Source organism: Rhodoferax sp. RT5P35 (assembly GCF_056521385.1).
In genome coordinates this window covers 229,516-250,907 of sequence record NZ_JBWMAX010000005.1, presented here as the reverse complement: position 1 = coordinate 250,907, position 21,392 = coordinate 229,516, and the positions used below count along the sequence as shown (strand labels likewise).

Annotated in this window: 16 protein-coding genes and 1 pseudogene; 5 read left to right on the top strand and 12 right to left on the bottom strand. The window is 64.6% G+C overall.

Annotated elements, in window-relative coordinates; translation table 11 throughout:
• Positions 1–96: 96 nt before the first annotated feature.
• Both AC097L_RS09770 and AC097L_RS09765 read left to right on the top strand, forming a co-directional pair.
• Positions 97–2,196 carry a hypothetical protein gene (locus tag AC097L_RS09770; protein ID WP_479586135.1) on the top strand — a complete coding sequence of 700 codons (2,100 nt, stop codon included), beginning with the start codon at positions 97–99 and terminating at the stop codon, positions 2,194–2,196.
• Positions 2,197–2,413: 217 nt separating this feature from the next.
• Positions 2,414–2,965 (top strand): PEP-CTERM sorting domain-containing protein, encoded by a 552-nt coding sequence (locus AC097L_RS09765; protein ID WP_479586134.1) that lies wholly within the window; start codon positions 2,414–2,416, stop codon positions 2,963–2,965.
• Between the two features lie 112 nt (positions 2,966–3,077).
• On the opposite strand, the gene AC097L_RS09760 is transcribed toward AC097L_RS09765, so the two are convergent.
• The 8 genes and pseudogenes from AC097L_RS09760 to AC097L_RS09725 form a co-directional block, all read right to left on the bottom strand.
• Entirely contained in the window at positions 3,078–4,184 is a 1,107-nt protein-coding gene (locus AC097L_RS09760) for a patatin-like phospholipase family protein (protein ID WP_479586133.1), read from the bottom strand.
• Positions 4,185–4,786: 602 nt separating this feature from the next.
• Positions 4,787–5,206, bottom strand: coding sequence for a hypothetical protein (locus AC097L_RS09755; RefSeq protein ID WP_479586132.1), 420 nt, complete (start codon positions 5,204–5,206; stop codon positions 4,787–4,789).
• Positions 5,207–5,219: 13 nt separating this feature from the next.
• Positions 5,220–6,008: a heme ABC transporter ATP-binding protein gene (locus tag AC097L_RS09750; RefSeq protein WP_479586131.1), complete on the bottom strand. Its 789-nt coding sequence runs from the start codon at positions 6,006–6,008 to the stop codon at positions 5,220–5,222.
• 163 nt (positions 6,009–6,171) lie between these two features.
• The gene (locus AC097L_RS09745; protein WP_479586130.1) at positions 6,172–7,218 is read right to left on the bottom strand and encodes a FecCD family ABC transporter permease; all 1,047 of its coding nucleotides are present in this window, start codon (positions 7,216–7,218) and stop codon (positions 6,172–6,174) included.
• Positions 7,215–8,078 carry a heme/hemin ABC transporter substrate-binding protein gene (locus tag AC097L_RS09740; protein ID WP_479586129.1) on the bottom strand — a complete coding sequence of 288 codons (864 nt, stop codon included), beginning with the start codon at positions 8,076–8,078 and terminating at the stop codon, positions 7,215–7,217. The genes AC097L_RS09745 and AC097L_RS09740 overlap by 4 nt, the downstream gene beginning before the upstream one ends.
• On the bottom strand, positions 8,075–9,172 hold the full coding sequence (locus AC097L_RS09735) for a hemin-degrading factor (RefSeq protein WP_479586128.1): 1,098 nt from the start codon (positions 9,170–9,172) through the stop codon (positions 8,075–8,077). Before AC097L_RS09735 ends, AC097L_RS09740 begins: the two co-directional genes overlap by 4 nt.
• Positions 9,169–9,513, bottom strand: a complete 345-nt coding sequence (locus AC097L_RS09730; RefSeq protein ID WP_479586127.1) for a hypothetical protein — start codon at positions 9,511–9,513, stop codon at positions 9,169–9,171. The genes AC097L_RS09735 and AC097L_RS09730 overlap by 4 nt, the downstream gene beginning before the upstream one ends.
• Before the next feature lie 151 nt (positions 9,514–9,664).
• A pseudogene (locus tag AC097L_RS09725) lies at positions 9,665–11,698 on the bottom strand (TonB-dependent hemoglobin/transferrin/lactoferrin family receptor).
• A 478-nt stretch (positions 11,699–12,176) separates the two neighbouring features.
• On the opposite strand from AC097L_RS09725, the gene ahpC reads away from it, so the two are divergent.
• Entirely contained in the window at positions 12,177–12,740 is a 564-nt protein-coding gene (gene ahpC, locus AC097L_RS09720; RefSeq protein WP_479586126.1) for an alkyl hydroperoxide reductase subunit C, read from the top strand.
• Positions 12,741–12,804: 64 nt separating this feature from the next.
• On the top strand, positions 12,805–14,364 hold the full coding sequence (ahpF, locus tag AC097L_RS09715; RefSeq protein ID WP_479586125.1) for an alkyl hydroperoxide reductase subunit F: 1,560 nt from the start codon (positions 12,805–12,807) through the stop codon (positions 14,362–14,364).
• Between the two features lie 177 nt (positions 14,365–14,541).
• On the opposite strand, the gene AC097L_RS09710 is transcribed toward ahpF, so the two are convergent.
• Positions 14,542–15,141 (bottom strand): hypothetical protein, encoded by a 600-nt coding sequence (locus AC097L_RS09710; RefSeq protein WP_479586124.1) that lies wholly within the window; start codon positions 15,139–15,141, stop codon positions 14,542–14,544.
• 69 nt (positions 15,142–15,210) lie between these two features.
• On the bottom strand, positions 15,211–15,720 hold the full coding sequence (locus AC097L_RS09705; protein WP_479586123.1) for a 3'-5' exonuclease: 510 nt from the start codon (positions 15,718–15,720) through the stop codon (positions 15,211–15,213).
• Between the two features lie 215 nt (positions 15,721–15,935).
• Here AC097L_RS09705 and bfr point away from each other — a divergent pair, with 215 nt between their 5' ends.
• Positions 15,936–16,412, top strand: a complete 477-nt coding sequence (gene bfr / locus AC097L_RS09700) for a bacterioferritin (protein WP_479586122.1) — start codon at positions 15,936–15,938, stop codon at positions 16,410–16,412.
• 189 nt (positions 16,413–16,601) lie between these two features.
• On the opposite strand, the gene AC097L_RS09695 is transcribed toward bfr, so the two are convergent.
• Together AC097L_RS09695 and AC097L_RS09690 are read right to left on the bottom strand one after the other, a co-directional pair.
• Complete coding sequence (locus AC097L_RS09695; RefSeq protein WP_479586121.1) at positions 16,602–20,063, bottom strand: AAA family ATPase; 3,462 nt, start codon at positions 20,061–20,063, stop codon at positions 16,602–16,604.
• Entirely contained in the window at positions 20,060–21,349 is a 1,290-nt protein-coding gene (locus AC097L_RS09690; RefSeq protein ID WP_479586120.1) for a metallophosphoesterase family protein, read from the bottom strand. The genes AC097L_RS09695 and AC097L_RS09690 overlap by 4 nt, the downstream gene beginning before the upstream one ends.
• Positions 21,350–21,392: the final 43 nt, after the last annotated feature.

Sequence of the window (21,392 nt, the reverse complement as noted above, 5' to 3'; positions counted from 1 at the left end):
TTCGTCTCTGAACATTATTCCCCGCCAGCCTTTATCCAGCACGTGTCCACAGAAACAGTACCCGCTCCCACCGACAGCCCGTGGCAGACCCAACGCATGTCCCCGCGCGCGCGGCTGTCGCTGGGGCTGCTGCTGTCTGTGCTGATCCACGCGCTGCTGCTGAGCCTGACCTACGGTGGCCAGGACACCGGGCTGCCAGGCTTCGGTTTCCCCTGGCAGGACCGGCGGGGCGAGGTGCCTGAACGGCCGCAGTTGCATGTGGTGCTTGATCCGGCACCGGTCCCCTCCTCAAAGCCGCCACAGAGCACGGGCGATGCCCGGCCCGTAGCGGCTAGCCCGGCACCCACCACTGCCACAGCCGCCACGGTCGCCGTGGCGGCAACGACAAACCCTTTACACACCAATTCACCTACCGATTCACCTACCGACCCAACCAGCCAGACCGCGCTGCCCAGCGCCCTCGAACCTAACGTGGCGGCCACTGACCGCACCGAGGGAGCCACGTGGATCGTGCCTTCCCGTCCCCCGGTACCCATGCCCTCCGCCGAGGCCACGCCGACGGAAACCAAACGCCGGCAGGCTGTCGCACGACAGGAGGCTGCCGCGCAACGCAAGACCGCGCGGCAGGAAGCCGCACAGTTAGCCACCGCACTCCAGGAAGCAGAGCGGACCGAAACCGCCCGGCTAGACGCCGAGCGCCGAGCTGCAGCGCTCCGAACAGCCGCACAGGTCGAAGCGGCGCAACTGGAGGTCGAGCGCCAGCAGGCTACGCGGCAGACGCAAGCACGCCAGGAAGCGGCCAACGCAGCGCGGGCCGAGGCCGAACGTCTGGAAGCTTTGCACCAAGAGGCCGACCGCCAGGAGAGCGCGCGCCAGGCAGTGGTCCTGGTCGAAGCTGCGAGGCTACAGGCCCAACGCACAGACGCTGCCCGCCAGGAAGCCGCGCGTATTGAATCGGCGCGTGCCGAAGCCGCACAGTTGGAGGCCGAACGCTTGGAGGCCACGCGGCAGGCCGCGGTGCAACAAGAGGCAGCCAAGGCCGCGCGCGCCGAGGCCGAACGCCTGGAAGCATCCCGTCAGAACGCCGCGCGCCAGGAAGCAACACGGGCTGAAGCAACTCGGCTGGAGGCAGCACGGCAAGAGGCCGTCCGCCAAGACATTGCACTGGCCGAAGCTGCGCGTTTGGAAGCTGCCCGCCAGGAAGCCGCGCAGCAGGCCACTGCGCGACAGGAGGCAACGCAACAGGAGGCCGCAAAGGCCGCACGCGCCGAAGCCGAACGGCAGGATGCAACGAAGCAGGTGGCAGCGCGGCTAGAAGCGGTACGCGCAGAGACGGCGGCGCGGGTCGAAGCTGCACGGGCCGAAGCGGCGCGGTTGGAGGCCGACCGGCAAGCCACCGAGAGGCAGGAAACAGCAAAGACCGCGCGCGCAGAAACCGAGCGCCAGGAAGCAGCACGGGCAGAGGCCGCGCGCCAGGAAGCCGCAACGCAGGCGACAGCGAAACAGCAAGCCGCCCAGAAGGACGCTGCCCGCCAGGAGGCGGCGCGGGCTGAGGCCAGCCGCCAAGAAACGGCACGGACCGAAGCGGCAAGGTCAGAAACCGACCGCCAGGAGGCCGAACGGCAGGCTGCTGCGCGACAAGAAGCCGCCCAAAAAGATGCCGTCCGCCTGGAAGCGGCACGGGCGGACGCCGCACGCCAAGAGGCGGCGCGCGCGGCGGCGGACCAACGGGAGGAAAGGCTGAAGGCGATAGGACGGCAACTGAACGCCGAGGCGGACCGCCGGGATGCCGCTGCGGCTGCGGCGCGCCCACCTCTATCGACACTGCCCTCATCATGGAGCAGCGCACGCCGAGGCCGCATCTTCGGGCGCAGCGATACCAACGCGGAACTCGTCCAGTACGCCGAAGCCTGGAGCCGCAAGATCGAGCTCAACATGACCTTTGACGCAGTCCGCGAAGCCGCGAAGCAGCCCCACACCGATCCCCTGGTAATGGTGGCGGTGCGCAGCGATGGTTCGGTGGAATCGGTCAGCTTCGTGCGTTCCAGCGGCGTGCCGGCCCTGGACGAAGCGATACGCGGCCTGGTGCACAGCCAGGCCAATTACCAGGCCTTCCAGCCCGCCCTGGCACGCGAATTCGACGTGGTCGAAATCCGCCGCAGCTGGCACTTCGACATGGCGGTGCGGCTGTATTGACAGGACGTTGCATGCCCTGGGCATTACGCCAAGCGGGTGTTGGCGAGTGCGAAACACATATGCGTAGATACCAGTTGGAAACCACACGCAAGAGGTTGCAATTTAAAACAAATTAGCTGGCAAAAACCAGCGTTAAACGGGCATTTGTAGGCTTGTTCTTACAGCGCATTTCGGTGCTGTAAAGCACTATTGCCTACCTATCACCACGGAGCCATCTATGAAACTTTTACCGAAATTAGGGAGCTGCATTTTGGCTTCCCTGTGCCTGTCAGCAAACGCCATCCCCATCGCCAGCCCTGGTACTGAGGGCTACAGCGTGGTGGCTGCCAACACGGGCGACATCATCGCAACCTTCAGAGGAAGCACGGCGTCTTACAGCGACGATTTGTACTTGAATGGCCTGAAGATTTTCAATAGCCTGTCCTCCGCCGTGGACAGCATGGTGAATCTGGGTAGCTTTGCGGCTGGCACAGAGTTGATTTTTCAGCTCGGGGTGAACAATACAGGCCAGCTTTTTTACAGCGGAGACGCTTCGCGCAATGCCGATCTCACTGCGCATGCCCGGGTTGAATCGGACTGGCTTGTGCCGGGCACAACCTTGGTGAGTTTCGAGGATTTGCTTTTCGGCCCCTACAACTACAACGATCTCAGCTTCTCATTCACCAACACGATCGGCGTCAGTGATCCAACCCCCATACCAGAACCTGCAAGCCTGGCGCTAGTGCTGATAGGCCTAGCGGCCCTTGGAACGGTTTATCGGCGCAGGTAGCTCTTGAAGGTTGGGCGGCGAAGGGGCTGTGTCAGTCAAACATCAATTGCTATTATTTATATAGCAACTAGCGTATATAGAACATGCGCCAGAGGCCTAAAAAGCTTGTAACTCACTCCTTACCCCGGTTGTATCGGTCCACCTTGCGCATGCCCGACGCATCACCGGGCACGGCCCGCTGCAGGGCCTCTTGCCCGCGTTGGTAGCCGTACTGCCATTGCGCGTTCATGGCCTGCACGTAGGCCGCGTAGTCGGTGGGTTGGGCCAGCACGATACGGTTGCGCCACCACTGCAGCTGCCTTTGCACCGGCTGCACTGGCAGCGCGGTGGCCACGTCCGAGGTGTCAAACCACACGTCGGCTGCTTGGGCGTTGACATGGCGCAGGCGCTGGTTGCCGTCCAGCCCCAGCACGGCGCGCCAGGCGGGAATTTCGAAATGCTGGTTGAACGATTCCTTGAACTCCAGCATCACCATGTCAGCCAGCCGGTGCGCCAGCTCCATGGGGAACAGGTCCACCACCCCGCCGATGTAGTGGTCTGCCCCATGGCGGTAAGTGGGGAAGTAGTAGAAGTCGGTAATGGCCATGCGCGCGGCGGCATCCAGCGGCAGGCTGGTGTCGGCCCGCACCCCGTGGGCAACAGCGTGGTCACCCCAGCGCGGGTCGGCAAACGGCGATGCCATGCCCTGCACCAGGGCCGCTACACGCGGTGGCCCAAAGACGGTTTGCGCAAACAGCTTGCGATCACCCCTGGCCTGGCCTACGTTGGCCGGGCCAAACAGCAGTTGGCCGCCGATGGTGGCTACGGTGACGTCGGACTGGGCCGCAGGCGGCGGCAGGGGCAAAACGGGGGGTACGTCAAACAGGTAATCGGTGAACAGGTCCGGCACCTGGGGTGCGGGCTGGTGCGACAGCTTGCGCCGGGCCACCCCGGCCAACGTACGCACGATGCTGGCCTGCGGCGCGGGCTGCAGGCTGCCCCAGAACCGGTACATCTGCGGCGAGCTAAGCCAAGCCAAGCGCTGCGCGTCGTCGGGCAGCGCCTGGATGATGGCCGCCGCAATCGCCCCGCCACAGGTGGCCAGCAGCAGATCGGGCGCACGGCCCGCATCGCGCGCGGCGGCATACATCCCCAGGTAGATGCCAAAGCGGAAGCCGCCGCCCGCAAAGACCATGCAGCGTTGGTATTTAACGTGGTCTTTAGGGGGTGTGAGGTGCATGCGGGGACGATAACCGACGCTGCTGTGTTCGCCCCTGACCTGCTGGCTACGCTGGCGGAGGAAGGGGCGCGCTAGGGATGCTACAGTTTTTAGGCCTATTTTTGGATGCCAAAAATCCGCTACCTGCCGGTTGAATAAGCGTGAGGTGCTCTTATCTTTTTGACACAAATTAGCTATCTTTCCGGTTGCACGGGCGGTAGCCAGAGGGGTCGGATCACGATTGCGTGCTGAATTGCCTGTTGCCATGCCGTCTGCTTGCCCGCATTCGTGCTCCGACCCCTGTGGCGGGTTGGCGTAGATGGAGGTGCTAGGTTCCATCGGAATCGTCGGCCGGGTGATGCGCTCGGCCGGGGACGCTGGCAGGCACCCAGAAAATGTCAACGCCAACCCACCAATCAGGTTAGAGCACACACGCGGTTGGGCGGGAGGGTCGACATCCACTTTTCGGTGCGCGGGGATGATTCGACCCCCATGGCTACAACCCGAGCCATCGAAACAAATTACTTCAATTTTGATAGTGAAAAATAGGAGCTGCTTGCGCCCAATTCATAAGCACAGGCAGCCATTTCGATACCTAAAAATGGCCTAAAAACTTGAGAACTTCAGGGAACCTGTCCCGCCGGCCCGGCAATACCCTCCTCCGCCAGCACGCAGCCCTTGCCGGTGCGGCGGCACTGGTCTTGTTCGCGCCAGTAGCCACCGTGGCTGATGCAGCCGGTTTGGCAGATCACGCGGTCGGCGGCGTCGGCGTGGACTTGCAAATCTTCCGCCGCTTCGGGCTCCAGCTGCGCCAGGCTTTCGCGCAGCCAGGCCACCAGCGTGTCGCGCACGATGGCGCGGGCGCGCAGGCGGACGATCTGGGCTTGCAGCGCGGCGATTTGCTGTACATGGTCCACCACCACCGCGCTCACACGGGCCTGGGCGCTGGCCAGCATGCGCACCAAGGCGGCGTGCTCGCAGGCCACATCGGACAGGGCGGGTTTGCGTTGAAAAACATGGACGCGGGCTTCATGGATCACCATCAACATCTCCTCTTCAAGCCATCAATAGTTGCAGACTGCCATCCGCGTCGTGCACCGGGTGCACGTCCACCTGCCAGATGCGGCTGACGGTGTCGGCACTCAGCACCTGGGCGGGCGGGCCGTCGGCCTGGACCTGGCCGTCTTGCAGCAGCAGCGCCTGGTCGGCGTAACGCAAGGCCAGGTTCAGGTCGTGCAGCACGGCAACCACACCCACATCGTGCTCGTGCGCCCAGCGGCGCGCTAGGCGCAGCACAGCGTGCTGGTGGTGCACATCCAGCGCGGCGGTGGGTTCGTCCAGCAGTAGCCAGCGGCTATCGCCCTCAGCGGCGGGCTCCCAGATTTGTGCCAGCACGCGGGCCAACTGGGCACGGGCGCGTTCACCGCCGCTCAGGGTGTTGAGCACGCGGTGGGCCAGGGCCAGCACGCCGGTGGCCTGCATGGCGCGCTGCACGATGTCGGTCTCACCGCTGCTGGGCTGCTGGCGGTGCGGATAGCGGCCCAGTTCCACCACGTCTTGCACGGTGTAGTCGAAGGCAATCGACAGGTCTTGCGGCAGCAGCGCGCGGCGGCGGGCCAGGGCCTGGGCGGGGTAGCTGTCCAACGCCTGGTTCTGCAAAAACACCTTGCCCTGGCTGGCCTTGCGTTGGCCGCACAGCAGCGAAAGCAGCGTGGACTTGCCCGCGCCGTTGGGCCCCAGAATGGCGGTGAACGCCCCCGTGGCAAACCGTGCCGTGAGGGCGTGCAACAGCGTGGCCCCGCCGACCACGCAGGACACGGCCTGCGCCTCTAAGTAATAAGTCATGGCAATAACTCCATCGCGTTAAAACGCAAACCACCACGTACGGAACACCAAGGATGTCGGTCGCCAAGAACACCACGGAACCGGCTTTGCCGGGCCGAAGGTGTTGCCCCCTGCAAGGGGGTGGGCGCAGCGACACACAGTGCGCGAAGCCTGGGGGTGTGCATCAGACTCTTTCTTTGAACTGGCGCAGCAGCACCAAAAAGAAAGGCACGCCGACCAGTGCGGTCAGCACGCCCAGCGGCAATTCAGCCGGTTGCACCGCGGTGCGGGCCACGCTGTCGGCCAGCAGCACCAGGGCCGCGCCCAGCATGGCGGAGCCGGGCAGCACCACGCGGTGGTCCGGCCCGGCGACCAGGCGCACGCATTGCGGGGCCAGCAGGCCGACGAAGCCGATCATCCCGGTGGTGGCGGTGACAGCACCCACGGCCAGTGCGGTGACACCAATGGCCAGGCGCTTGGTGCGCTCCACGTCCACGCCCAGCAGCACCGCCTGCGCTTCGCCCAATGCGATGGCATTTAAGGGTCTAGCGCAGGTAGCGCCTGCGCAAGCAGCTATTAAAACGATAGTACAGACCAAAATCACGGCGCTCCAGCGTGCACCGCCCAGGCTGCCCAGCAGCCAGAACTGCAGGCTGCGCAACTGCTCATCGCTGGCCAGAAAGCTCAACCCGCCCAGCCCGGCCCCGGCCAGCGCGTTGATGGCCACACCGGCCAGCAGCATCAGCCCCACGCGGGTGCCGCCATCCGACTGGGCCAGCATGTAAATCAGCGCTGTGACCGACAGGCTGCCTGCAAACGCCGTCGCTACCAGCGTCCAACTGCCCAGGCTGCGCGGCAAATCCGGGAAGTAGCGGCTGCCCAGCACGATGGTGATGCCCGCCGCCAGCGCCGCGCCGCTGCTCACGCCAATCAAACCGGGGTCGGCCAGTGGGTTGCGAAACAGGCCTTGCATCAACGCGCCCGACAGCCCCAGCCCCGCGCCCGCCGCCAGCCCCAGGAACAGGCGCGGCAGGCGGATGTTGAGAAACACGAGCTGCTCGGGCGAACCGTCCAGCCCGCCGCTGACCAAGGCCCACAGCGTCCTGGCGATGTCAGCCACGCTGATGCCATAGGCCCCGCGCGCGCTGGCGTTGAGCAGGCTGAGCAGTACCAGGGCGCTGCCCAGCAGCAGCACGTGCTGGCCCGACATGCGGCGGGTGTGCAGGCTCATGCCTTCAATACCAGCTTCTGGTGCAGGCTGCGCACCGTGGCGGGCAGGCGCGGGCCAAAGCCCAACAGCTCCAGCGCGTCCAGGTGCAGCAGGGCCTTGGTTTTGAAGGCCGGGGTCAACGCCAGCTCGGGGCGGCTCCAGAATTTATCCAGCCCGCCCTGGGCTTCGATGCCCTGGGTGGTGGTGAGGATCAGATCGGGCGCGGCGGCGGCCATGGCCTCTGCCGTCATGGGGCGGTAGCCGTTGAATCCACCCATTACGTTCTGCGCGCCCACCAGCTGCAGCATGGCATGGGCCGCGGTTTTTTCGCCCGCCACCTGCACGGTGGCGCTATGCGACAGAATGAAGAGCACACGCGGCTTGCGGCCTTTGAATTGGGCCACATGCTGCTGCACGCGGACCCAGTCCGCATCCAGCGTGGCCTGCAAGGCGCGGGCCTGGGTCTCGCGCCCGGCACCGCGCCCCACGGCCTGCAGCTTGCGCTGCACTTCGGCCCAGCTGTGGTCGGAGTCGATCACCTCGACCTTGACCCCAGCACTGCGCAACTGGTCCAGCACCACGGGCGGCCCGGCCTCGGTGGTAGCGATCACCGCGTCGGGCTTGAGCGCCAGAAGGCCCTCGGCCGACAGGGTGCGCATGTAGCCGACCTTGGGCGTGCTTTGCGCCGCCAGCGGGTACAGGCTGGTGGTGTCGGTGCCGACCAGTTGCGCCTCAGCGCCCAGGGCGTAGACGCATTCGGTAAGTGCGCCGCCGACCGTCACCAGCCTCGGCAGTTTAGCCGTCTGCGCCTGGACGAGCACCGGCGCAAGCGCGGCCCACCCCAACACAGCGCGGCGGCGCAAGGCTAGTGTTTTGCTCATGCGGGCACGGCCTCCAGTGTGGGCAGCCCGGCCACCAGGTCGCGCCAGCTTGGCAGCTCGGGCTGGCCGGGCTTGCGCGCGCCGAAGAACATGGCCATTAATTCACCTGCGTGGTCGAACACTTCGACCGAGGTGACCACACCGTCTGCCGTGGGCTTCTCGACGCGCCAGACATGGGCGATGGAGTCCTCGCGCAGGTGCAGGTTGAAGGTAGGGTCGATGACGTTGAGCCATTGGACTCCACGAATGTCCATGGGTTCGATGCGTTTGACCGGGCCGGTGTGGATCTGGATACAACCCCGGCTACCGACGAAGACCATGATGGGCAGCCCGTCGAACGCAGCAGATTGCAGCAGCTCGCGCGGTGCCAGGGTGGACAGGCTGTGGGTAAACCGGCCCTGCACCAGGCGCAGGCTTTGCTGGCGCTCGGCACCGAACTTCTTCAGCAGCCCAAAGAATTCGTGCGTGTCTTGCAGCGCAGCCCAGGCATCCCCCAGGCCCGCCACGTCGATCGCGGCATCGGGCTGGGGCGCTGGTGCGGGTACGGCGGGGGTGAAGGCGGCAGGGCTGGTGGTTGCCGTAAAGCGCTGCACCACGGCTTCGAACGCGGCGCGGTCGGTGGCATCGCGCTGGAAAATCTTGTGCACGGCGAGACCGTGGGCATCGAAGAACTGCAGGCTCACATTCGGGCGGTTCTGCGGGTTGGCGGCCAGCTCGGTCACGGCGAAGCCCGCGTGCCACTGGCCGAAAAACAGGCGCAGGTCGATGTCTTCGCCCAGGGCCAGGCCCATCGCACCGCTGGGGCCCATCGCCGACAGATTGGTGTAGATGCCGGTTTTCTCGTGCACGGTGCTCTCGTTGCGGGTCAGGCCCATCAGCGGGCCGCAGGGCTCCAGGGCCTTGAGCACGTCGATCCACGGGCCGGTCAATGCAATGGCTTTGGGCGGGTAGGCGTGTGCACCGCAGTGGGCGGCCACGGCAGCACCTTCGCTGCTGCCGATGGACTCTGCGGCTTCTTTGGCGCGTTTTCCGCTGGCGCGGGCGGCGGCAAAGGCGGCGCGCAGGTCTTCGGGGGTGGCGAATAAAAGGGTCATTGGACGGTCTCAGGGGTGGTGTGCCACAGCGGGGTGGCAGCGGGCAGGTCAATGTGCTCGGAAACGGTACGTGCCGGATGGGTTTGCTGCAGCCAGCGGGTGTGCAGGTTCCAGAGCAGGGTTTTGAAGTCGGGCGAAAGCATGGGGTGCTCGGACAGGTGGAGCAAGTTCTGCACGACTTTTTGCGCCATCTGGGTGCGGTGGTCGTCGCAGCAGCCTTGCACGTAGCCGGTCATCAGCGCCAGCGAGCTGGCCAGCAGAGCCTCTGCACAGGGCATGGCGTATTCCTCGTCGGCGCCGGTGTGGTTTGTGGGGTCGGTGGGGCGGGTGGTGCGGGTCATAGCTGTCATCTCCTTTTAAATGGTGCAAAGAATGCAAAAGTGAGGACCGGTGCGATCCTGGAACACCGCAGAACTGGCTTTGCCAGGCTGCTGGTGTTGCCCCCTGCAAGGGGGTTGGCGAAAGATGCGTAGCACTGCAGCCTGGGGGTATTCAAAACTCAGCGACTAAGGACACTTGCAGGCTGCGGCCAGGTTGGCTGAATGCGTCGATCACCCGCACCTGGGCGGCGGTGGCGTTGCGCACGTCGCTCCAGTTCCAGTACTTTTTGTTGGTGAGGTTGGCCACGGTGACGTTCAGGCGCAGGTCTTTGCGGATGCGCCACTGGCCGCCCACGTCCAGCGTGGTGGTGGCCGGGGTGACGAACAGGGCGGCATTGGTGTCACTCTGCTTTTTGGCAGCGTGGTGGGCCAGGTCCAGCCGCAGATCCCAGGGGCCAGTGGCGTACTGCAGGCCGGCGCGGATCTTGGCGGGGTCGATGGAGTCCAGCGGCTTGCCGGTGTCGCTGTCTTTGCCGCGCGCATAGCCGTAGTTGAACAGCGTGGTGAGCTGCCCGCCTGCGACCCGGCCCCAGTCCCAACTGCCCTTGACCTCGAAGCCGCTGATGCGGGCATTGCCCACGTTGATGGACTGGAACACCGTGGGGTTGGCCGCCGTGCCTGCACCGCCCACCTGCACCGAGTCTTAGATCAAGTCCTTGAACCGGCCGGTGAAGGCGGCCAGGTCCAGCGTGAGAGCGTCCAGGCGGCCGCGGGCACCGATTTCGAAGTTCTGGCTCTTCTCGGGCTTGAGGTTGGGGTTGGGAATGGTTTTGTAGAACTGGGTGACGTTCTCAAAAAATGCATTCACCTGGCCTGCGTTGGGCGCTTTGAAGCCCGAGGCGACGTTGCCAAACACGCTCCACTGCGGCGTGGCGCGGTACAACACGCCCAGCTTGGGCGATACCGCCGAATCGGACAGCGATACCGCCGTCGCACCAAAGCCCGCCTGGCTGGCGTCGATCTTGAAGCGGTCCAGCCGCAGGCCGGGGGTGACGCTCCAGTCGCCCAGCATGGCTTCGTCTTGCAGGTACAGCGCGACGCTGGATTCGATGGTGTCGGGGAAGCGCTTGAGTGGAAAGGTTTCGCCTGCGGGCGGGGTCACCCCGGTGCCCAGGGTCTGGATACTGGCGCGGGTGGTGTCCACGCCGTAGGTCAGCTTGTGCGCGGTGTCACCGCCCAGACGCAAGATTTTGTTGGCCTGCAAGCCCAGCTGCCAGGTGTCTTCGTCGTAGGTGGTGTTGCGCACCCGGTCTGCGGCGGTGTTGCGGTCCTCGGTGGCGATTTCTCGGGAACCTGCGGACTGGTAGCTGAGCACCGTTTGCAGGCTGTCGGCCAAGGCGGCCCCCAGCTGGTAGCGTGCGTCCCACGTCAGGCGGTCGCGCTGCAGGGTGGTGTTGGCGGTAGAGCCGAGCGTGGAGGTGGATGCCGTGGCGGCCACGGCCACGGCAGACAGCAGGTTGTAGTCGGCCTTTTTTTCCACATGCTCAAAGGTCAGCACGTGCTTTTGGTCGGCGTTGGGGCGCACCACCAGCTTGCCCAGCAAGGAGGTGCCGCGGTCCGTCTCGGGGTTGGGCGTGGTGCGGGTGGTGTTGGCCGCGTCGTTGCTGCCCATATTCTTCAACGCATCGGATCGGCTGGCATGGACACCGATGAGCCATTCCACGGTGTCGCTGGCCCGGCCGGCTAGCGTGGTGCCGACGGACAGGCCGTTGTCATCGCTGCTGGCCGATACCGCGGCCCGGCCGCCAAAGGTTTTGCCGTTGGTCAAAAAGTCGGATGGCTCGTAGGTGATGAAGTTGACCAACCCAGCCACGCCGTCGGACCCGTAGAGCACCGACACCGGGCCACGCACCACCTCCACCCGTTTGACCAGGCCGATGTCGAAGTAGTCGCGGCCAAAGGCGTTGGCACTGAACACGTAGCTGCGCGGCATGCGGATGCCGTCCTCCAGCAGCAGCACGCGGTTGCCGTCCAGCCCGCGGATGTTGAAGCCCGCATTGCCATCGCGCCCGGTATTGCCCGAGGCCAGGGTGAACCGGGCCGGAGCGCGCTTCACCGACACATTGGGCAGGTCTTTGGCCAGGTCGCGGATGTCGTGGATCTGCTGGCTTTCCAGGTCTTGCGGGCCGATCACGTCGATACTCATGGGCAGCCCATCGGGGTCTTGCGCGCTGCGCGAGCCGCTGACCACCACCTCACGCAGTGTGGTGGCCGCTGCCACCTGTGTAGATTGGGCTTGCGCCGACAAGGCTGCGCCTATGGAGATACCCATCAGCCAAACGAGTTCGCGCAGGGCGAAGGGAAAAGAACAAGAAGCAGAGGAAGCAAAAGCCACAGTGGAACCTGACAACAGTTGAAAAAAGTCAACGGCTGGCTGGTGGCGGGCGCAGGCGGCTGGTTTAAGCGCTACACAGGCCGGAATGGCTAGCTGGAATAGGCTTTTATTATATGCGAATAATTCTCATTTGTAAAAAAATTAGACCCTTTGTGCACCAGTCAATGGCTACTGAAACTATGGCAATAATACAAATTAACTATCAAACGACAGTATTTAATAGCCTATCATCCAGCTTGGTAGCCAATGCATACCGCATCCAGCCACTCATGTTTTATAGGAAACCACCATGTCCCTGATCAATACCCAAGTCCAGCCTTTCAAGACCCAAGCCTTCCACAACGGCAAGTTCGTCGAAGTCAGCGACCAGACGCTGAAGGGCAAGTGGTCCGTTTTGATTTTTATGCCGGCCGCCTTTACCTTCAACTGCCCCACCGAAATCGAAGACGCAGCCGACAACTACGGCGAGTTCCAGAAGATGGGTGCCGAGGTCTACATCGTCACCACCGACACGCATTTCTCGCACAAGGTGTGGCACGAGACTTCGCCTGCTGTGGGCAAAGCCAAGTTCCCCCTGGTTGGCGACCCAACCCACACCTTGACCAACGCTTTCGGCGTGCACATCCCTGAAGAAGGCCTGGCACTGCGTGGCACCTTCATCATCAACCCCGAGCTGGTGATCAAGACGGCCGAAATCCACTCCAACGAAATCGCCCGCGATGTCAAGGAAACCGTGCGCAAGCTGAAGGCTGCCCAGTACACCGCCGCCCACCCAGGTGAAGTTTGCCCTGCCAAGTGGAACGAAGGCGCTGCCACCTTGACCCCATCTTTGGACCTGGTCGGCAAAATCTAAGTCTGCGTAATTGAAACCGCCGCTAGCTCACGAGGCTGGCGGCAATATTGACTGAAAGAAAAGTATGTTGGACGACAACCTCAAAGCACAACTGAAAAGCTACCTGGAACGGGTCACAAAGCCGCTCGAGATCACAGCTTCGCTGGATGACAGCAAAGGCGCTGTTGAAATGCGCGGCCTGCTCGAGGACATCATCGCGTTGTCCGACAAGATCACCCTGAAGACTGACGGCACAGACGCGCGCAAGCCCTCTTTCAGCTTGAACCGCATCGGCAGCGACATGAGCCTGCGTTTCGCAGCCATCCCCATGGGCCATGAATTTACCTCGCTGGTGTTGGCCCTGCTGTGGACGGGCGGCCACCCACCCAAGGTGGAGTCCAGCGTGATCGACAGCATCAAGGCGCTGGATGGCGAGTTCAATTTCGAGGTCTATATGTCCTTGAGCTGCCACAACTGCCCGGACGTGGTGCAGGCGCTGACGCTGATGTCGGTGCTCAATCCCAAGATCAAGACCGTCATTGTGGATGGCGCGCTTTACCAAGACGAGGTTAATGCCCGCGAAGTGATGGCCGTGCCCAGCATCTACCTGAACGGCAGCCATTTCGGCTCAGGCCGCATGACGGTAGAAGAAATCGTCACCAAGCTCGACACCGGCGCAGCCGATAAAGATGCCGCCCGGCTCTCGGCCAAAGACCCGTATGACGTGCTGGTGGTCGGCGGTGGCCCCGCAGGCGCAGCCGCTGCGGTGTACGCCGCCCGCAAGGGCATCCGCACCGGCATCGCCGCCGAGCGCTTTGGCGGGCAGGTGAACGACACCATGGCCATCGAGAATTTCATCTCCGTGCTGGAGACCGACGGCCCCAAGTTCGCCATGGGCCTGGACGCGCATGTGAAAGCCTACGGTGTGGACGTGATGAACCTGCAACGCGGCGACAAGCTGATCCCGGCGGCTACGCCCGGTGGCCTGGTCGAAGTGCAACTGGCCAACGGTGGCTCGCTGAAGTCTAAAACCGTGATCGTGACCACTGGCGCGCGCTGGCGCAACGTCAACGTGCCCGGCGAGCAAGAATACAAAAACAAGGGCGTAGCCTATTGCCCGCACTGCGATGGTCCGCTGTTCAAGGGCAAGCGCGTGGCAGTGATCGGTGGCGGCAACTCGGGTGTCGAGGCGGCGATCGACCTGGCAGGGCTGGTGGCGCATGTGACCCTGATCGAGTTTGGCGAAGCGATGCGGGCCGATGCCGTACTAGTCAAAAAGCTGCACAGCCTGCCTAACGTGACGGTGCATGTGTCGGCCCAAACCACCGAGTTGACCGGCGACGGCAGCAAGCTCAATGGCTTGACCTACACCGACCGCACCACCAGCCAGAGCCACCATGTGGAGCTGGAAGGCTGCTTCGTGCAAATCGGCCTGGTGCCCAACACCGAATGGCTCAAGGGCACGATCGAGCTCAGCAAGCATGGCGAAATCATCGTCGACAACCGCGGCCAAACCTCGGTGCCTGGTGTGTTCGCCGCCGGTGACGCCACCACCGTGCCGTTCAAGCAGATCATCATCGCAGCAGGCGATGGGGCCAAGGCCGCGCTGGGCGCTTTCGATCACCTGATTCGCAGCGCTGGTTGAACACCCCCAGGCTTGCTCACTGCCCCGGAATCGGCTTGCAAAGCCGAGAACGCAGGTAGCAGCGCCACCCCCCTTGCAGGGGGCAACACCAGCGGCCTGGCAAAGCCAGTTCCGCGGTGTTTCTGGAACAGACAGCTCGCGGTTATACGCTTGGCGTAGGTCCCACCGGTGGGGGAATCAATACGGCAATTGAAAGCCGTTGCGACCGGCGTTGATGCGGATGGCGGTAGGTTTGCCATCCAGCTCCTGGGCCGACAGCGACACGCTGGCCCCGGCCACCAGCAGGCTGCGGTCGGCCGGGCGGAAGGTGACGATGGGCGCGTCGGTGGGCACCACGATGGCCCGCGCACCGTCCTTGTACTTCAGCTGCAGCGTGCGGCCCGTGGGCGAAGCCACCACATCGGCCACCGTGGCATTGGTCATGGTGCTTTGCGGCTGCAGGTCAAACGGGCGGTGGCCTTCGCCTGCGCCGCGTGCGGATTCGGGGAATACGGTGACCGCAATCGCCCGCTCGCTACCGTCGGGCTGGGGTACGGCGGCGGTACCGATGAAGCTGCCGGGCTGGATGTCCGCCAGCGCAATCGGATACACCTCGGCTACCACCAAATTCGCAGGCAGTGCCAGCGCCACTACCTCGCCACCGCGGACCTGCACGGTCAGGGTGTCGGCGGTCACGCTTTGCACCGTGCCACGCAAGCGCAGCGTGGGAGTTGCCGACTGGGCGGCGCATATGTTAGCCGCCAAAAACAAGGCCAGGGCCGCAGTGCGGCGTGTCATCAAGATCATGAAAAATCGCTTCGGTAAAGTTGAGCGGCCAGTCTATCGAAGCGCTGTAAAGCCGCTAAATCACAGGGCTTCTCTCTGCTCCATGAGGCGCAGCAAAGTTCGCTGCAGCACCCGGGCATCGCTGCTGGCGCGGTGGCGCTGTAAACCCAGTTCGCCGGCCACCTGCTTCTTGACATCGTGCCAGCGGGCGGCCTCGTCCTCGCTCAGTAAGGAGCGCAGGTTTTCCAGCTTGAAGTACGGGCTCATGTCCACCGCCTCGAACAAGGCACCGATCCAGGTGAAGTCGTTGGCCCAGCCATCGGAATACACCGTTTGCCCGCGCAAATGGGTGTTGAGCAAATGGGCCACATCCAGCGCGGAGCGGCCGACCTTTTGGGTCAGTTCACGGCTGATGTGGTGCAGTTTTTCAGCTTCAGGGTCCCAGTGCACCCACTCGGGCTCAGGGCGGATCAGAGAGCAAAAGGTTTTGCCATCCGGCAAGATGCAACCCACTTCGATCGGATAGCTCTGACGGCCAAAGCCCGAGGCCTCGATATCGAGCACAGCGGGAACAAAGGTGGTAACAAGCATGTAATCCACTTTACACGGCGAAGAGCCTAATGACGATGGTTTTGGATCAAAAACAGGCGCTGTTTTATCCCCTTGCGAATGCCTATCACGTGTGTTCGTACTCAGACTGAAAAGCTGGGGGCATAGCCTCTGATTTTTTGATTTACCGCGCTACGTCGCCGACAATACAAAACGACGGTATTTCGCGACCACACATTCAAAAAAGGACGGCCACCATGAAGGGCGACATCCAAGTCATCGCGCATCTGCAAGCGCAACTTAAAAACGAGCTCACCGCCATCAACCAGTATTTCCTGCACTACCGCATGTACAAGCACTGGGGTCTGGACAAGCTGGCAAAGAAAGAATACGAGGAATCCATCGGCGAAATGAAGCACGCCGACAAACTGATGGACCGCATCTTCATGCTCGACGGCCTGCCCAACCTGCAAGACCTGGCCAAGATTTTGGTGGGTGAAGACGTGCCAGAGTGCCTGAACTGCGACCTGAAGGCCGAGTACGGCGCGCAAGCCACCATCAAGGACGGCATCGCCCATTGCGAAACCGTGCGCGACTACGTCTCCCGCGACCTGCTGCAAGGTATCCTGGACGACACCGAAGAGCACATCGACTTCCTGGAAACCCAGATCGACCTGCTCGGCAAGGTCGGCATTCAAAACTATCTGCAAAGCCAGATGGGCGAGTTGGCGTAACTTTGGGTCATCCCAGGCTAAACACTGCGTGTTTCCGCCGCCGCTCTTGCAGGGGGCAACACCAGCAGCCCGGCTAAGCAAGTTCTAGCGGAAAGCTGGGTTGTAAAAAATAGCGACTGAAGGCAACTTCAGTCGCTATTTTTTTGGTAGCTACCAGCGCAGGTAGGACCTGCGCAAACAGTCTTTTTTCTATAAATAGTGCACCACCAGTGCCCCACTTGGCAACGCGGCCTGCCCCACTTGCACCAGATGCTGGTGGTGGGTGAACAGCAGCACCTGGCCGCCTTCGGCAAAGCGGGCCAGGGCCTGGAAGATGTGGGTGGCACGGGTGTCGTCGCTGGTCATGAGCACGTCGTCCAGCACCAAAGGCATGGCCGGGCCATCACCACGTTGCAGCTCCAGTGCGGCCAAGCGCAAGGCCAGATAAAGCTGGTCGGCCGTGCCTTCGCTCATGGCTTCGATGCCGATCAGGCGACCATCTGTGCCTTCGGCCTGCAGCACGGGGCGCTCGGCGGAGGTGTCCACCACCAGCTTGGGATAGCGGCCCCCGGTTATCAAACCAAAATACTCGGAAGCCAGCCGCACCATGGGGGCCTGGGCGCGTTCGCGAAAGCGCCTCAACGCTTCTTCCAGCAGGCTGTCGGCCAGGCGCAGTTGCATCCAGGGCGGCACGGCGGCGCGCAGGCGGGCCACGGCGGATTCCATCTGTTCGCGGGCCTCGGCGGCGGCGGCAGAAGTGTCGATGGCCTCCAGCGCCTGGCGGGTGGTGTGGACGGTGGCGCTGGCGGTGGCAATATCGGCCTCCAGCTGCGTCACCTGGGTGTCCAGAGCGGCGCGTTCTGCATCCAGGTCCACCGCATCGCGCCCGGCGAGTTCGGTGTGTAGATCTGCCAGCGGGCGGGCGGTGGCCTGGCGCAGTTGCGCGTCGAGGTCGCGCTGTTTGCCCTGCAGGGCGCGCTGGGCGGCAGAGCGGTCTTCGGCTTCGGGCAATGCGGCCGGGCTGTCCACGCCTGCTGCCGTGCACAAGGCTTGCAGGCTGGACTGGCTGGCCGTGATGCGCTGCTGGGCTGCGGCGTGCTGTTGCTGGGCCGTCGCCAGACGGCGGGCCAGCTCATTGGCTTGCAGGGCGTGGGCCTGGGCGCGGGCCAGGCGGGCGCTGAGGCGGTCGGCGAAGTCGTCCATCTGCGCCACGGGCGGCTCGCCCAACAGCGCCGCCAGCACCTGGGCCTGGGCCTGGGCCTGTATATCGTCGGCGCGGGCCTGGTGCTGGGCAATGGCCTGGATGCAGCGGGTCTGGGCGGCGTGGGCGGCTTCTAGCGCGGCCAGTTCGGCTAGGCGGGCTTTGGTTGCGGCGGAGCTGCTGGAGGCGGGTAGGAACAGGCGGGTGGTCCAGGCGGTTTGTGCGGTCCGGGCGGTAGCCAGGGTGGTTTGGTGTTCCGCGATGTGGCGCTGGACGGTGGCGTGCTCGGCGCGCAAGGTCTCGCGCTGAAGGGCTTCGGCGCGGGCCTGGGCACCGGCATCCTGGGCAGCGCGCAGCCAGGCGCTGGCCTGGGTGACCAAACCGGTCCCGGCAGCTGGACATCCGGCGGCTTGCAGGGCCTGGACCAGTGCCTCGGTACGGGTGTGGACGGCCTGGGCGGCATCGGCCTGCTCGCGCTGGAGCTGTTGCTGGCGCTCGCACAGTTCGATAGCCGTGGCACGCTGGGCCTGCCATTCGCGCAAGGCGGCGGGCGGGTGCGGGGGTAGGTTCGCGTTGTCCAGGGTCTGGAGCCAATCGCGTTGTTGTTGGGCCGCTTGCGTAGCACCATCGGCCAGCTGCTGGGCGATGGCGTGGCGGCGGGTATCGGCCTCATGGATACGCAACGCGCATTCTGCGGCCTGGGTGGCGCGCGCTGCGCCTTCGCGCAGCAGGTCGGCCTGGCGGTCGGCCTCGGTTTGGGTGGGCTCGAAGGCGGCCAGGGTGGCGGGCGAAGCGGTGTCGTGCCCGTACGCTTGCTTCACGTCCAGCCAGCGGGCATCGCGCTGCTGGCGGGCGGCTTGCAGGCTCTGGGCGGTGACGATTTCGCCCACGGCCGCGAGCTGCTGCTGGCGGCGCTGCTGGGTGCTGCGTTCGCGCTGCAGGTCGGCATCTTCCCTGCGCAGGGCTTCGATTTGCAAGGCCGCATCCAGTTGGGCCTTTTCGGTCTGGGCGATGTCGGCCAGCAGCAGCGGTCGGGCGGCTTGCAGGACGGTGGTGCTGGGCAAGCGCAGGTCGGCCAAGGCATGCTGGATGCGCTGGTCCAGGATATCGATCTCGCGCTGGGCCTCGGCCTGGCGCTGGGGTGTGTCGCCCAGGGCCAGGGCCTGTTGCAGGGCGGACTCGACGGTGGCCAGCAAGGCCGGGGGCACCGGGCTGCGGTCTTCCGGGGTCTGATCCCGTTGTGCGTCCAGCTGGGCCAAGCGCTCCTGTTGCTGGGCCAGCGCCTGGGTGTGGCGGGCCACGGTGTCCAGCAGCTCGTCCAGCGCCACGCGGTCGGCCGGGCCGGGCACGGCGGCCAGCACGGTGTCCAGGCCCGCACCGGGGTGGATGCGCCGGGCCATGTCGGCCAGTGCGGCAGCGCCCTGCCCCGCCTGGGTTTGCAATTGCAGCTGCTCGCCGCGCTGTTGGCGGGCCAGTGCGCAGGCCTGCACCACGCGCTCGATGGCCGGGGCGTGGGCGACCAGCGTAGGCTCTAGCAACAGGGCCTGCCGGGCCTGGGCGCAGGCGGCTTGCTCGGCCTGGGCGGCTTCCAACTGCTCGGTGGCGGCAAGCAGGTTGTGCTGCGCGGCCAGGCGGTGCTCGCGCGCATCAATGGGCAGTAAATTTATAGTGTTTTGTGCCTCTAGCGCATGTTCCACCTGCACGAGCTGCTGCAATAAGGGTAGCACGGCGCGCAGCTCGGTCAGGGTGTGGATGCGCTTGCGCTGGACTTTCAATTGGTCTTGCAGGGCCGAAAGGTGGTCGGTGGCGGCATCCACAGCGCGCTGGCGGTCTTTCCATTCGGCGGGGCGGGTCAGCGCGGCTTTGGACAGGGATTTGTACTCGTCGATCAGCCGCTTGGATTCGGGGATGACGGCCTGCGCGCTGGGCAACAGGAATTTGCGGGCATCGTCCTGCAAGCTGGCCTGCAGGGCCTTGATGCCTTGCAGTCCGGCACTGGCCTCGAACAGGGCGGCACCGAGTTCGCCCTCGCCTTTGAGCAGCTCTTCGCCGCCTTTGCGCAGGCGCGCGTGGTCCAGGCCGAAGCTGCGCTCGAACGCGGCGCGGTCCATGCCACCGGTGAGGGCCTGGGCCACGGCGGCAGACACTGGCGTGGCCAGCGGCAAGCCGGTGGCGGGGTCGGCGGCGGTGAGCGGGTCTTTGGTCTTTTTGCGGCGGGCCACGGCGACCGGCTGGCCGCTGGCATCCTCCAGCACCGCGGTGAGCAGTAGCTTGGGGCTGTCGTGCACGAAGTTGTCTGCACTGCGCGGCGGGATGCCAAAACGCAGGTCGGCCATGGCGCGCAGGGCGGAGGATTTACCGGCTTCGTTCGGGCCGAAGACCAGGTGGATGCGGGCTGGGCTGGCCGTGAAATCCAACAGCTTGTCGGTGAACGGGCCGAAAGCCGACAGGTAGAGTTTTTGCAGCTTCATGCTGCGCTTCCTAGCCGGGCCAGCAGGGTCGATTCGGCATCCATCAGCAAGGCCTTCAGGGTGTCGGGCTCGAGCCAATTTCCGTCGCCCTTGGCCTCGGCGGGCAGTTTGTGCAGCACGTCGCCACAGGCTTTGGTGCTCAAAGCGGCCAGCGCGGCGGGGTCGGCAGCCAGCTCGTCCACCAGGCGCAGCAGCTCGGCCACGGCATCCTCGCCCTGGGCCAGATCAGCGCGGTTGACGGGGGAGCTGAGTTGCAACTGCACCTGCTCGATCCACAGCTCGGCCCCGGCCACGTCTTGCGCGCTAGCGTGCACTGCGGCTTCCAGGGTGCCGGGCTGCTCGGCCTCGGTGGTGTGCAGGGCGGTACCGCCCGTGAGGTGGACGCGCAGGGCGTGCAGGCGGTCGCCCGCGCCGAGGGTGGCTTGTTCCAACGCCGCGGTGATGGCCTGGCTGGCCTGGGCCAGGTTGTCCACGCCGTCCAGCGCCACGCTGAGCTGGTGCCAGCGCACCACGTCGAGCGATATAAACCGCGTCTCCATCTGCCCGCCGGTCACGGTAACGAGTTCGCAGCCCTTGGCCCCGGTTTCATTGGCATGGCGGCCCTGCAGGTTGCCGGGGAAAACCACGCGGGGCGACTCGCACACCACCGCGCGGGTGTGCAGATGGCCCAGCGCCCAGTAGTCGTAGCCCTTGGTTTTGAGCGTGGCCACGGTGGTGGGGGCGTAGGTTTCGTGGATACCGCCACCCGCCGTCAAGCTGGTGTGCAGCAGGCCGACGTTGAACTGGCCGGGCAGCGCAACGGGATAGTGCGGCACCAGGTCTTCGGGCACCTCGCGCTGGGGAAAGCTCTGGCCGTGGATGGCCACGCCCAGGGCGGGCAGGTGCACCGTCTCGGCGCTGCGGCTAGAGAATTTTTTAACGTTATCCGGCAGCACCAGCTCGCGGGTGATGGTGCCCTGCGCGTCGTGGTTGCCCTGGACGAAGAAAACCTGGATGTGGGCACGGCCCAGGCGCACCATTTGGGCGCGGAAGAACAAACCGGTGTGAAAGTCAGGCCAGTCGCGGTCGTATAGGTCGCCTGCCAGCAAGACGAAGTGGACGCGCTCAGCCAAGGCCAGATCGACCAGGTTTTCCAAGGCGCGGCGGGTGGCGTTGCGCAGCCGCTCCACTGGTGCACCGGCATAGCGACTCAGGCCGCGCAAGGGGCTGTCGATGTGCAGGTCGGCGGCGTGGAGGAAGCGGAAAGTACCGGGGATGTCGACGGCGGAAAGTACTACAGTATCCATAGCACCTAGTGTAGGTGGAATGTGCGGCGGAGGCTGATTTTCT